This is a genomic window from Cetobacterium sp., assembly GCF_977044495.1.
Genome location: NZ_CDRRQU010000009.1, coordinates 16,901 through 29,579, shown reverse-complemented (window position 1 = coordinate 29,579; position 12,679 = coordinate 16,901). Strand labels below are relative to the sequence as shown.

Annotated in this window: 13 protein-coding genes; 6 read left to right on the top strand and 7 right to left on the bottom strand. The window is 30.5% G+C overall.

Annotated features, from left to right (window positions below; all coding sequences use genetic code 11):
• Positions 1-5 precede the first annotated feature (5 nt).
• Positions 6-671 (top strand): YoaK family protein, encoded by a 666-nt coding sequence (locus ACWI69_RS03620; RefSeq protein WP_448820490.1) that lies wholly within the window; start codon positions 6-8, stop codon positions 669-671.
• Positions 672-691: 20 nt separating this feature from the next.
• On the top strand, positions 692-1,183 hold the full coding sequence (locus ACWI69_RS03615) for a thioredoxin family protein (RefSeq protein ID WP_448820489.1): 492 nt from the start codon (positions 692-694) through the stop codon (positions 1,181-1,183).
• Between the two features lie 3 nt (positions 1,184-1,186).
• On the opposite strand, the gene ACWI69_RS03610 is transcribed toward ACWI69_RS03615, so the two are convergent.
• Both ACWI69_RS03610 and ACWI69_RS03605 read right to left on the bottom strand, forming a co-directional pair.
• The gene (locus ACWI69_RS03610; RefSeq protein ID WP_448820488.1) at positions 1,187-2,707 is read right to left on the bottom strand and encodes an ABC transporter substrate-binding protein; all 1,521 of its coding nucleotides are present in this window, start codon (positions 2,705-2,707) and stop codon (positions 1,187-1,189) included.
• A gap of 19 nt (positions 2,708-2,726) precedes the next feature.
• Entirely contained in the window at positions 2,727-4,433 is a 1,707-nt protein-coding gene (locus ACWI69_RS03605; RefSeq protein WP_448820487.1) for an ABC transporter ATP-binding protein, read from the bottom strand.
• Positions 4,434-4,584: 151 nt separating this feature from the next.
• Between ACWI69_RS03605 and ACWI69_RS03600 the strand changes: the two genes are divergently transcribed.
• Positions 4,585-5,457, top strand: a complete 873-nt coding sequence (locus tag ACWI69_RS03600; RefSeq protein ID WP_448820486.1) for a patatin-like phospholipase family protein — start codon at positions 4,585-4,587, stop codon at positions 5,455-5,457.
• Between the two features lie 21 nt (positions 5,458-5,478).
• Here the strand turns inward: ACWI69_RS03600 and ACWI69_RS03595 are convergent, their stop codons facing one another.
• Positions 5,479-5,904, bottom strand: a complete 426-nt coding sequence (locus tag ACWI69_RS03595; RefSeq protein ID WP_448820485.1) for a hypothetical protein — start codon at positions 5,902-5,904, stop codon at positions 5,479-5,481.
• Positions 5,905-5,977: 73 nt separating this feature from the next.
• The gene (locus ACWI69_RS03590) at positions 5,978-7,114 is read right to left on the bottom strand and encodes a M20 metallopeptidase family protein (protein WP_448820484.1); all 1,137 of its coding nucleotides are present in this window, start codon (positions 7,112-7,114) and stop codon (positions 5,978-5,980) included.
• Positions 7,115-7,286: 172 nt separating this feature from the next.
• Between ACWI69_RS03590 and ACWI69_RS03585 the strand changes: the two genes are divergently transcribed.
• On the top strand, positions 7,287-7,922 hold the full coding sequence (locus tag ACWI69_RS03585) for a hypothetical protein (protein WP_448820483.1): 636 nt from the start codon (positions 7,287-7,289) through the stop codon (positions 7,920-7,922).
• A 159-nt stretch (positions 7,923-8,081) separates the two neighbouring features.
• Here ACWI69_RS03585 and ACWI69_RS03580 read toward each other — a convergent pair whose 3' ends face one another.
• On the bottom strand, positions 8,082-8,894 hold the full coding sequence (locus ACWI69_RS03580; protein WP_448820482.1) for a ZIP family metal transporter: 813 nt from the start codon (positions 8,892-8,894) through the stop codon (positions 8,082-8,084).
• A gap of 141 nt (positions 8,895-9,035) precedes the next feature.
• Here ACWI69_RS03580 and ACWI69_RS03575 point away from each other — a divergent pair, with 141 nt between their 5' ends.
• The gene (locus tag ACWI69_RS03575) at positions 9,036-9,761 is read left to right on the top strand and encodes a DUF305 domain-containing protein (RefSeq protein WP_448820481.1); all 726 of its coding nucleotides are present in this window, start codon (positions 9,036-9,038) and stop codon (positions 9,759-9,761) included.
• 17 nt (positions 9,762-9,778) lie between these two features.
• Here ACWI69_RS03575 and hcp read toward each other — a convergent pair whose 3' ends face one another.
• Entirely contained in the window at positions 9,779-11,431 is a 1,653-nt protein-coding gene (hcp, locus tag ACWI69_RS03570) for a hydroxylamine reductase (protein ID WP_448820480.1), read from the bottom strand.
• A 74-nt stretch (positions 11,432-11,505) separates the two neighbouring features.
• Positions 11,506-11,664: a rubredoxin gene (gene rd, locus ACWI69_RS03565; RefSeq protein WP_448820479.1), complete on the bottom strand. Its 159-nt coding sequence runs from the start codon at positions 11,662-11,664 to the stop codon at positions 11,506-11,508.
• A gap of 145 nt (positions 11,665-11,809) precedes the next feature.
• Here rd and ACWI69_RS03560 point away from each other — a divergent pair, with 145 nt between their 5' ends.
• Complete coding sequence (locus ACWI69_RS03560) at positions 11,810-12,658, top strand: mechanosensitive ion channel family protein (protein WP_448820478.1); 849 nt, start codon at positions 11,810-11,812, stop codon at positions 12,656-12,658.
• The last annotated feature ends 21 nt before the right edge of the window (positions 12,659-12,679 follow it).

Genomic DNA, 12,679 nt, shown 5'->3' with positions numbered 1-12,679 from the left:
GAAAAATGGAACAAATTAATAAAAAACTATTTTTATGGATAAGTTTACTAGCTTTTTTAGGCGGAGGTATGAATGCCTTCGCAATATTACAATTTTCTTTGACTGCCAGTCATATAACGGGAACTGTAACAAGAATTTCAACAGATCTGGCATATTATAACATATCTCATTTAAAAATTATGATAGGTTTAGTAGTGGCATTTTTTGTTGGAGCGATAGTGTCAGGAATTATTATAGGGTCAGGAAGAGACTTTGAACTAAAAAAAAGATATGGAGATACACTCATATTTATTGGAGTATTATTAAAAATTTTAGATATATATTTATACACTGAGGTTTTGTGTGTATTTATTCTTGCATTTTCTCTAGGTCTACAAAATGGTTTGTTTATACGTTATAAAGGTTTGGTAATTAGAACTACTCATGTGACTGGGACAGTCACAGATTTAGGAGTTGTGATAGGACACTATCTAAGAGGGAGTAGAGAGATAGGATGGAAGATGAAGTATTATACTATGAATATTCTCTCTTTTGTAATTGGCGGACTTTTAGTGGGATTGGGATTAAAATATTTGGGACGAACTATTTTAAATTATATGTCACTAGCATATATTTTAAGTGGAGCTTATTACTTTTTGTTGAGAGATAGATATTATAAAATAAAAAGATAGAAAATTGTGAGGTGAACTTAGTGGATTTAAAAACTCTTTATTCGGCAGGAATGAATTTTGACGCTTTTATGGGTACTGGGATAAAAAGCGAAAGAGATAGGATTCCTAAAAACTATTCAAGAATAATTATGACTGATGATGAGATTAATATCGTAAAAAGCATTGAAAAAAAGATAAATTTTTTAATTTCTGGAGAACCATGGTGTACAGATTTTCAGTTAAATGTAACTGTTCTAAAAAAGTTTTGTGAGTTAAATTCAAACTTTGATATGGCTATTATAACTAAAGCCAGAGGAGAAAAGTTTTTAAAACCTCTGATGGGAGTGGAGGAGTTTAAAGTTCCTTTTATAGTACCTTTAACAGAGGATTATGAAGTTTGCGGAAATGTTTTTATAGAAAGACCAAAAGAGATTAAAAAGTTTATTTTTGAAGATATAAAAATGGAGTATTTAAAAGGACAATATTTAAGAGAAACAGTTAAAGACTTAACAGAGATGATAAATAAAAAGTAGATGCTATTTAGCATCTACTTTTTTCATCTCTTCATAGTAGTTTCGCATACTTGCTTTATTATACCTAAAGTTTTGAATTTTATTGCTGATTCCGATTCCATCAATTTTATAAACCAATGGAATTATTGGATTTTCATCTAAAATTATTTCTTGAATATCTTTATAGTACTCTTTTCTTTTTTTCATATCAGTTGTGGTTCGAGCTAAGTCAATCTTCTTATCTAAAGCTGGATTGCTATAAAAAGATCTATTTCCTTCAGCTCCGATAGAGTTTGAATCAAAAAGAGTAGTAACAACAGTGTCGATATCACTAACACCTAAAATCCACGTAGTTAAAAGAATGTCGTGAACTCCTTCAGAGGTTTTCTTTAAAAATGTTCCCCATTCTACAATTTCAATACTTGATTCAATTCCAATTTCTTTTAGATTAGCTTGTATAATTTGAGCTATTTGAACTCTCACTATATTTTCACTTGTCCAAATTTTAAAAATAGGAAGTTTTTTTTTCTTGGTTTCATTAATTATAATATTTTTAGCTTTTTCTATGTTGATATTTACAGGCTTTAAATTTTGATAACTTCCAAAAATATTGGGATTTATTGGGGAAGTTGCAATGGAACCTTTATTTAAAAATATAGCTTCTAAAATTCCAGATTTATCGATAGCCATATGGATAGCTTTCCTAATATTTTTATTGTTTAATCCTTCTTTTTGTACATTTAAAACCATAAGCTCTGTAGTAGTCGTAGTTTTATGTAATAGATTTAGATTGGGATTTTTTTCCACAATTTGAAAATCGATTGGAGATATAGCATAGATGATATCAACTTCACCAGTTTCTAGAGCAGCCAAACGACTGGTATTTTCAGTAATAATTTTAAAGATTAATCCATCATTTTTAGGAACACCTTTAAAATATTCTTTAAAACTGCTCATAACTATTTTATCTCCGTCTCCCCAGTTTGTGACCATGTACGGTCCAGTACCGACAGGGTGTAAAGCGACGTTATTTCCAGATAACACATAATTTTTATTCATGATAGCGGCTATAGGAAGAGTTAAGTTTGCTAAAAATGGTGCAGATGGCTCATACAAAGTTACAAGAACTTTATTGTCAGATGTTTTAATAACTGATTTAATATCTTTTAATATAACTCTGCTTCCAGGTTTTTCCATCATTCTCTCTAAGCTAAAAATAACATCATCAGCTGTCAATGTATCCCCATTATGGAATTTGATATTTTCTTTGATTGTAAATAAAATCTCTGTTGGAGAGAGATAAACGAAGTTCTCAGCTAGCTCAGGGACAGGAGTTCCAGCGTCATCAAGAGTGACCAAGGTGTTAAAAATATGTTCCGTTATGCCAAGAGTTGGAAATTCATTAAAAGTATGAGGATCTAATGATTTTGGTTTTGAACCTTGTGCAACAGTAATAATATTATTTTTACTAAAAGAGTTATCAAATATAAATATAAAATTTATAATAAAGAGTAAAGCAAAGTATTTATGAATAGATTTTTTCATAGTTCTCCTTTAAATAGTTTTATTGTAAAATACCTAAATGTAAGTTATAGTAAAAGTTTTTATTAGCAATTAACTCTTCATGATTTCCTTTTTCAACAATACCATCATCTGTCAAAACAACAATGGTGTCAGCATTTTTAACAGTGGATAGTCTGTGGGCAACAACAATAGTTGTACGATTTTTAGAAAGCTCATCTAAAGATTCTTGTATAAGTTGTTCAGTGATATTATCCAAAGCTGAAGTAGCTTCATCCAATATTAAAATTGGAGGATTTTTTAAGAAAATTCTCCCGATAGCAATTCTCTGTTTTTGACCACCAGAAAGTTTTACTCCTCTTTCTCCTACTTCTGTGTTATAGCCATCCGGTAAAGTTACAATAAAATCGTGAATATTAGCTTTTTTAGCAGCTTCGATAATTTCTTCATCAGTGGCATCAGTTTTTCCGATAGTTAGATTTTCTTTAATACTGCCAGTGAAAAGAAATGGGTCTTGTTGTACAATACCAATGTTTTTTCTTAAAGAATCAATTTTAAAATTATAGATACTTTGAGAATCTATTTTTATATCACCACTATCAATATCATAGAATCTGGGAATTAAATTACAGATAGTAGTTTTTCCACCACCAGAAGGTCCAACGAGAGCCAAAGTTTCACCAGCTTTTATATCAAGTGAGAAATTTTTTAATATATTTTTTTTGTCATGACTGAAATAGACATTTTCAAATTTTATATCACCACGAATATTTTTAATCTCTTTGGCGTTAATAGAGTCTTTTTCGGTATCTTCATCTAACATCTCTTTAAAACGCTTGAATCCACTCATACCATTTTGATATTGTTCAACAAAACCAACAAGTCTTTTTATAGGTTGGCTAAAAATTCTAATATATAGAAGATAAGCTAAAAAGTCACCGAAATTAATTTTACCTTGATATGTGAAGATAGCTCCAAAAACCAACACAAGATAGTCGAGCATATCTGTAAGAAAAGTCATGCCAGAGACATATTCAGCCATAACTTTATAGGCACCTTCGCGAGCTTTTTTAAATTCGATATTACTTTTTTTAAATTTTTCTAGTTCATCATTTTTATTGACAAAAGCTTTGGAAACTCTGATTCCACTGATACTATTTTGTAAAGTTGAATTAATTACTCCAATTTTTTCACGTGTTTCTGAAAAAGCATCAGACATTCGTTGACGTCTATTAATAGTAAACCAGACTATGAAAGGAATAACTGAAAAAACAATAAGAGTTAATGGAACATTGATATTTAAAAGAAGAAAAAAAGAACCAAGAATCATTATTATTGATATAAAAAGATCTTCAGGTCCATGATGTGCAAGTTCAGATACCTCTTGCAAATCATTTACAATTTTAGACATAATACTTCCAGTTTGTGTATTATCAAAATATTTTATAGGAAAGTTTTGAAGTTTAGTATAAACATCTTTTCTCATATCAGCCTGCATTCTAACACCAACTACGTGACCCCAGTAATTCATAAAGTAGTTACAGATAAGTTTAATGATATATATTCCAAAAAGACCGATAGCTAAAATAAGAATGTTGCGATAATTTTTATTAGGGATATAGTTATTTACAGCAACTCTACTTAACATGGGATAGATTAAATCACAAATAGAAACTGTTATAGCTGCAAATAAATCTAAAAAAAAGAGTTTTTTATAAGGTTTATAATAACTTATAAATTTTTTTATCATTTAAAATTTCCTCCATGAGTTTTATTATAATTCTAAAAGAAAAAAAGCTAAAAGTCAAAGAATATTAAAACTCTTACAAAAATAAAAGAAAATATTAAAATAAAATGTAAAATATGTAAGAAATATTAGTTTTGTTTCAGGAGGATTTAAAATGGATAATATAGGATTGGTTTTGGAAGGTGGAGGATTGAGAGGAGCATACACATCTGGAGTTTTAGATTACTTTTTATCTAGAGAGTTATATTTTAAATATACAATTGGGGTGTCAGCAGGTGCAATTTATTCAGCCTCCTATGCTTCAAGGCAAAAACGAAGAAATATTGATATTATTTTAAAATATTTAAATGATGAGAGATATATGGGATATAAATATTTAATAAAGAACGGAAGCTATGTAAATATTGATTTTGCATATAGAAAAATGGCTTATGAGTTATATCCTTTTGATTTTGAAACGTTTAATAAGTGTGATTCAGAGTTCAAAGTGGGTGCTTTCGATTGTATAAGAGGAGGGACTGATTTTTTTTCTAAGAAAGATTTCAAAAAAGTAGAGGATCTTTTGGAATCTCTAATTGCATCAGGGAGTTTACCATTCTTTTCCAAAGAGGCAATAGTAAATGAAAAAATCTATTTAGACGGTGGGATAGCATCTCCAATTCCAATTGCAGAATCGATATTGGATGGAAATACTAAAAACGTAGTTATTTTGACAGAGGATGAAAGTTACAAGAAGGAACCTTTAAAACTACAAACTTTAATAAAATTATATTATAGAAAATATCCTAAAGTAGCAGAAGCACTAATTGAACGACATTTAGTGTATAATCGAGCTTTGAAAGATGTATGGGAGCTTGAGCGTAAAGGTGAAGCATTTGTTTTCAGACCTAGTGATATAGTGCTTGTAGATAGATTGGAAAGAGATTTGAATAAAATTGAAGCTCTATATAATTTAGGTATAAAAGACGCAAGGGAAAACTATGAAAAATTGTTGAATTGGATAAATAATAAAAATGAAGAGAGTTAAAGGAACTCTCTTCATTTCTTACTATTGTTTTACAGGAGTAGCAGTGGATTTCATCATTTCAAAGTGTTGTTTCATAACTTTAGTTTGTATATCGGCTTTTATTTGAGCAATTTCCTTGTTAAGTTTTTCAACTTTGTTCCAATCCACTTTATCTTCTAACATCTCTTTTTTGATATCTAACTCTTTTTGTTCAATATCAATCATACTCTTTTGCATTTCAGGGGTTGCATACATCATATTGCTCTTCATTAATTTTTGGTCACCTTTCCATCGAGGCATTTGCGACATATTTTTCATCATCTCACTACCACATTTAGGACAACCATTTTGAGATTGCATCATAGGCATCTCATTCATTGTGCTTTGTTGATTTTGGTGGTTATCGTGTGTTGCAGAAAAAGTTAAAGCTGAAAGGATAAAAGAACATACTAGAATATATTTTTTCATGAAAAAACCTCCTAATTATAATATGGTTATTATATTATTAAAGATAAGTTGAAAATTTCCTTTTAAAATGAGATTAAAGAACATTATTTTCTTGAAGCAAGCTTTTGAAAAAATCTACTCCATAGATTAATGCTTCATTTTCAAAATCAAATCGATTATTATGAAGTGCACAAACGTGTCCTTTTTCTTCATCTCTAACACCGATTAATACTAGTAGTCCGGGAGTTCCATTTTGTGAATAGAAAGAGAAATCCTCCGATCCACTTAGTGAGATATCAGTAAAAACTTTTTTATTTTTTAAGGCGTTTAAAGCCTTTTTAAAAAGATTGGAATCGTTGATTACCGGGGGATAGAAAGGTTGAAATTTCATGTCAATTTTGACATCAAAAGCTAATTCAAATCCACGGTTGATATTTTCCATTCTTTCTTGGATAAAAGGTATCAAGGAGATATTTTCAAGTCGGATAGTTCCGAGCATATTAACTGTTTCGGGAATAATATTTCTAACTGTACCGGCGTGAAAAGCTCCTATCGTAAGTAAAAAATGTTCATAGGAGGGGATATTTCTTGATTTAATTGACTGATATGCTTCGACTAATTTTGCACCGATAAGAATGGAATCGATACCCTTATGAGGCTGAGCACCATGGCATCCTTTGCCGGTTAGAGTGATATCTAAATTTATATTTTGAAGCGATACAAAACCAGATTTTACAGCGAATTCTCCAACTTTAATCTCAGGATAGACGTGCAGTGCGTAGATAGCTTCTATATTTTTAGATTTATAGTAGCTATCAGCTACTATAAATCTAGCTCCACCAGCTCCCTCTTCTCCTGCTTGAAATATAAAAACTAAAGATTTATTTAATTTTATTCCTTGAGACATTAGGAGCTTAATTTCTTGTATGAAGGTTAACAGTATAGCAGTGTGACCATCATGACCACAGGCGTGCATCATTCCAAGAGTCCTAGATTGAAATGGATTATTACTCGCTTCAGTTAATGGTAGAGCATCAATATCAGCTCTAAAAGCTATGCACACATCACTCTTTCCAGAAATAAAGGCAATAGTACTTGTTCCAATACAATGATATTCAACGTGTTCATCATCTAAAACTTTTCTGATATATTCAGCAGTTTTAAATTCATTTAATGCTATTTCTGGTATAGTATGTAGATAGTTTCGATGAGTACTTAAATTATTTAACATATAATCACTCCCCCTTGACTTGTTACTTAGATTAATACCATATTTTTTACAGTTTTGTCACGCTTATTTTAAGATAATTTAGAAATTATAATGATAAATTTAGGAAGGATTTAATTTCTTTTTTTGTAGTATTGTGATAGAGATTATATTAAAATTAAAAGGAGATAAAGAGATGAAAATTATTTTAATTATTTTATCTATTATGTTGTCGGTTATATCTTTTTCCACAGAGAAAGTAGATGATTCAAGTAAAAATATACCAACTATTGATAAAACAGTAGCATCCAAAATAGCTAATAAAGAACTTATTCAAAATATAATGGGAAATATAGGTAAAGACTCAGAAAATATAGATAAAATGAATGAAATTGGTGAGCAGGTGGATACTGAAATTCAAAAAGAAAAGCCAAATTGGGAAAAAGTTGAGACTTTATATAATGAATTATCTACATATACAAATAAACTTGCACTTGAAACAATAAAAACTTTGAAAGAAAACGGAATGGATAAAAGTGAAGCAGATTTTGAAAATGATATAGCCAATGATTTGGTATCTGATACGGGATTAGAGGAAGTATTACCAAAATCTGTAGATGAAAAAGAAGTTGTAGAAGCTATAAAAAAAGGCATGTCAGATAGTGATCTTGAGAGAATGGAATATTTAAGCTCAAAAATAACAAAGGAGATAGATAAAACAAAACCGAATTGGACTGAAGTTGAAAAAGACTATAACGAATTATCTAGGTACACAAATAAAGTAACAGTTATATTAATGAAAGAAGGAAAAGAGAAAAATAAGGCTGACTAAAGCGTCATTTTAGTAACTTTTCTAGGACAATAGATTTAATACTAGGATGGATATGAATTTAACTTGGCGTCAAATTTTTTTCTTTGACGCCTTTTTTAGTTATTTCAAAAGCATATTTACTCTGCTATTGCCTCTATTACAATAAGTACTAAAGAATTATCAACTCAAGGCAACATCTAAAAACATCATGATGGCAAAACCAAACATAACTCCTATGGTACCAGAATCATCATGTCGAATCTCCTTAGCAGTTGGAATTAATTCTTCCGCTACAACATAAATCATGGCACCAGCAGCAAAAGCAAGTGCATATGGAAGTAAAAAAGTCATTTTTATAACAAAAATAGCACCAATCACACCGGCTATTGGTTCAACAAGACCAGAAGCCTGACCGTAAAAAAAAGCTTTTCGTCTGCTCATTCCATCTCTTCGCAGTGGAATGGATACAGCGGCTCCTTCAGGGAAATTTTGTAAACCTATTCCAATAGCTAGAGCTATTGCTGGAATGAGAGCTGAATCATTACCGGCTACAGATAGAGCCCCAAAGGCAACTCCAACAGCTAACCCTTCAGGTATATTATGAAGAGTGATTGCTAAAACTAAAAGAACGCTTCTTTTCCAGTTAGTCGATATACCCTCCGCATTTGATATGGGTTGATTTTGATGTAAATGAGGTAAAAATTTATCAATGGACCAGAGGAAAAATCCTCCAAATAAAAAGCCGATAATAGCGGGCTTCCATCCAGGGATTCCAATACTTTCAGCTAGTTCAATGGCGGGATTTAAGAGTGACCAAAAGGAAGCAGCAATCATAACACCTGAGGCAAATCCAAGCATTCCATTTAGAACTTTTTGATTTATTGTTTTAAAAAAAAAGATCATGGCAGCTCCAAGCATGGTAATAAAATATGTAAATAAAGTGGCTAGAAAAGCCTGTAAAACAGGATTTAAATTTATTAAAAATTCATACATAAAACCCTCCTATGTTACTTAATATAGTATTTAGCTTAATTTTACAAGTTTATTGCAAAAATCCTTTAAAATTAAAAAGGAATTCTCTCTATTGTTTTTAATAATATAACACAGATTTTAGTGCAAGGAGGTTTGAGAGAAATGGATTTTAAAAATATAAATATAATGGTAGGAATAGCAGCTCTATTTTCAACAGTTTCTTTAAATTCTTACAGTAACGATTTAGGCGAAAATCATTTACACGAGGTGTTAAATTATGAAGTAAAATCGGATAGTAAAGTATATACAGTACTCACTCCTTTAAAAGACATTATTCCACAAAATTTGAAAGGTTTTAAAGAGTATGATGAATATGCCCACAGTTTAATGATGTCAAATAGTTCACAAGTTTTTTTAACAAAAGATGTTGGGAATAACTTTGTTATATATATGATTCCTCATCATGAAGCGGCAATAGTGACAAGCGTAGGTGTTTTGAAATACACCCAAAATAGAGATGTAAAAAATTTAGCTACTAGAATAATACGTATTCAGCAAAAAGAAATTGAAATTATGCAACAACTATTGGAATCGGGAGAATTGAGAGGAAATGATAATGAAAAATTTCTTGCTAAAATGCAAAAAGTAATGATAAAAATGATGAAAAATATGAAGCCTTATGATGAAGTAGTAAATAATGCTAGTGTTATAACAAAGTGTTATTTACAAAATATGATTATTCATCACGAAGGTGCTGTGAGCATGGCAAAAGAGTATTTGAAATTTGGAAAAAATAAAGAGTTGATAAAAATCTCCCATGGAATTATTTTAAGTCAGGGTGAAGAGATAAAGGAGATGGAGCAGATATTAAAAAAGGCAAACTATTGAAGTTTGCCTTTTTGATTCTAAAAGTTTTTTAAATCATCTTCTACATTACTAATAGTTCCCAATTTGAAATTATCGATTAGGACTTGAAGAACATTGGAGCTTAGGAATGCAGGGATAGTAGGACCTATATGTATGTTTTTAAATCCAAGATACAATAGAGATAGAAGAACTAAAACAGCTTTTTGTTCATACCATGCAATATTAAATACAATAGGTAAATCATTTACGTTATCCAATCCAAAAGCTTCTTTTAATTTTAATGCAATAACAGCCAATGAGTAGCAATCGTTACACTGTCCAGCATCAAGAACTCTAGGAATACCATTGATATCTCCTAAACCTAATTTGTTATATCTATATTTAGCACAACCAGCAGTAAGGATTACACAGTCTTTAGGTAGGGCTAAAGCAAATTCAGTGTAATATTTTCTATCTTGCATTCTAGCATCACATCCTCCCATGACATAAAATTTTTTGATTGCTCCAGATTTAACAGCATCAATAATTTTATCAGCTAGAGTTAGAACTTGGTTATGAGCAAAACCAGCAATAATTTCACCACGTTCAATTTCAACAGGAGGTTTACAAGCTTTAGCTTTTTCAATAATTTCACTAAAATCTTTAAATCCGTTTTCATCAGCGAGAATGTGCTCGCATCCTTCCATGCCTGCAGAGTTTGTGGTATAAACTCTTTCGAGGTATTCAGCCAAAGTTCCTCTAGGAGGAACTAAACAATTACTTGTAAATAGAATTGGACCGTTGAAAGTGACGAACTCTTTTGTTTGGTGCCACCAAGAACCACCATAATTTCCGACAAGATTGTTATATTTTTTAAAAAATGGATATGCATGACCTGGTAACATTTCAGAGTGAGTATAGATATCAATACCGGTATCTTTAGATTGTTCTAAAAGCATTTCTAAATCTCTTAAGTCATGTCCAGATATTAAAACTCCGGGTCTATTTCTAACACCAAGATTAATTTTAGTTATTTCAGGGTGTCCATATGTTGATGTGTTAGCTTTATCTAGAAGAGCCATTGCTTCAACCCCAACTTTCCCAACGTTTAGAATCATTTGTAGTAATTCCTCAACAGTCAGCTTATCATTATCTACGTTAGCGAGTGTTTCTTCAATAAAATTATATATAGAAATATCTTCATAGCCTAAATTAAAAGCATGTTCAACATAGGCACACATTCCTTTTAAGCCATATATGATAGTTTCCCGTAGAGAACGAATATCTTCATTTTTAGTTCTTAATACCCCAACTTTTTCAGCATAATCTAAAAGAGAATCATCTGAACTAAGATCAGTTGGACAATTGATATATTTAGCATATTTTTCAGGAACAGCTATTTTATTATTTAAAAGCTCTATTTCTAAAGCTGCTCTGTAGGCTTCCCCTGTCTCAATCTCTCTTATAATAGCATCATCATGAAAATTGGCATTGGTAATAGTAACGAAGAGAGCGTTTACAATCCAACGATGAAGATCATCAGTTATAGGGATTTTATTATTTAGAAGAACAATATAGGCAGAAACAGTTTTAGCCATATGAACCAATAAATCCTGTAAATTAGCAGTTTCAGAAGTTTTACCGCAAACACCTCTAACAGTACAGCCTTCGTTCATAGCTGTCTCTTGACATTGAAAACAAAACATAGACATAAAAATAACCTCCTAAATTTTATTATAGAAATTAAAAAAAACTGAGGTATAAAGACTTATCCCAGCAAAAAAATCTATTCTTTTTCAAATTCGTCTTTTGCAGCACCACATATAGGGCAAACCCAATCACTAGGAACAGCTTCAAAAGCAGTACCAGCAGGTACTCCATTGTCTGGATCACCAATAGCAGGATCAAAAACCCAATCACATATTTTACATTTCCATTTTTCCATAAAAAATACCTCCTATGATAGTTGATGTACCTTTTTACAAAAAAATCAAAGATTTCCTTTTAAATTTATAAAAAAATTAAAGGATATATTTATGAAATTTATAATATAAATTGTAGAGAATAGATTTTTGGGGGAGGAAATAATTATGGAAGCAATCAGTAATCTACTACAGATTAAAAATAGTTTAGGGGAGCCATTATTACAGACATTGGGACATGATGCAATTGAATTTTTGATTAGAGCTCTTATTTTTATAGCTATATTGTATATAGGTTCATACTTTTCAAAAAGAGTAGATAAGTATATTGATAAAATTCCCGTAGTTAATCAGGATATAAATACTAAACAATTTACAAAATCAGTTACAAAATTAGGATTGAATGTGACATTTTTTTTGATTGGATTGTTGGCATTTGGTTTTAGTGAGGCTTCAATAGCTACTATGATTAGTGCCATTGGATTAGGTGTTGGTATTTCTTTGAAGGATTTTCTATCAAATTTGGCTGGTGGAGTGGTTCTATTTTTTACGAGACCTTTTAGTATAGGAAACTTTATAAAAATAAATGGAGTGATGGGAGAGGTAGCAAAAATAGAGGTATTTTCAACATATATAACCAGTTTAGATGGAAGAAGAATTATTGTTCCAAACAATGTAATGATAAGTGGAAATATTATAAACTATGATGGAAATCTTTTAAGACGCATAAAACTAAAAGTATCGGTGTCCTATGATTCGGATATGAAAAAAGTAATTGGCATATTAGAGAATATAGCAAATACATATGAAGGGTTAAATAGGGATAAAGAAAATTTTATACATACAATGGAATATGGGGATTCGAGTATAAATATTCTATTTATGGTTTGGACTCCGACAAAGGGGTATTATAAGGTTAGAGGGGAGTTAATGGCCTATATTTTAGAAGTTTTTAATGAAGAAGGGGTGATCGTTCCATTTAATATTTTGGATGTAAATGTAACTGAAAATAAATAAAAAGGAGGTGATAATAAAAAA

Coding starts and splice junctions, on each gene's coding strand:
- ACWI69_RS03590 (WP_448820484.1), bottom strand. CDS start 7,114: ATGTTAAATAATTTAAGTACTCATCGAAACTATCTACATACTATACCA.
- hcp (WP_448820480.1), bottom strand. CDS start 11,431: ATGTCTATGTTTTGTTTTCAATGTCAAGAGACAGCTATGAACGAAGGC.
- ACWI69_RS03575 (WP_448820481.1), top strand. CDS start 9,036: ATGGATTTTAAAAATATAAATATAATGGTAGGAATAGCAGCTCTATTT.
- ACWI69_RS03585 (WP_448820483.1), top strand. CDS start 7,287: ATGAAAATTATTTTAATTATTTTATCTATTATGTTGTCGGTTATATCT.
- ACWI69_RS03605 (WP_448820487.1), bottom strand. CDS start 4,433: ATGATAAAAAAATTTATAAGTTATTATAAACCTTATAAAAAACTCTTT.
- ACWI69_RS03600 (WP_448820486.1), top strand. CDS start 4,585: ATGGATAATATAGGATTGGTTTTGGAAGGTGGAGGATTGAGAGGAGCA.
- ACWI69_RS03580 (WP_448820482.1), bottom strand. CDS start 8,894: ATGTATGAATTTTTAATAAATTTAAATCCTGTTTTACAGGCTTTTCTA.
- ACWI69_RS03610 (WP_448820488.1), bottom strand. CDS start 2,707: ATGAAAAAATCTATTCATAAATACTTTGCTTTACTCTTTATTATAAAT.
- ACWI69_RS03560 (WP_448820478.1), top strand. CDS start 11,810: ATGGAAGCAATCAGTAATCTACTACAGATTAAAAATAGTTTAGGGGAG.
- rd (WP_448820479.1), bottom strand. CDS start 11,664: ATGGAAAAATGGAAATGTAAAATATGTGATTGGGTTTTTGATCCTGCT.
- ACWI69_RS03620 (WP_448820490.1), top strand. CDS start 6: ATGGAACAAATTAATAAAAAACTATTTTTATGGATAAGTTTACTAGCT.
- ACWI69_RS03595 (WP_448820485.1), bottom strand. CDS start 5,904: ATGAAAAAATATATTCTAGTATGTTCTTTTATCCTTTCAGCTTTAACT.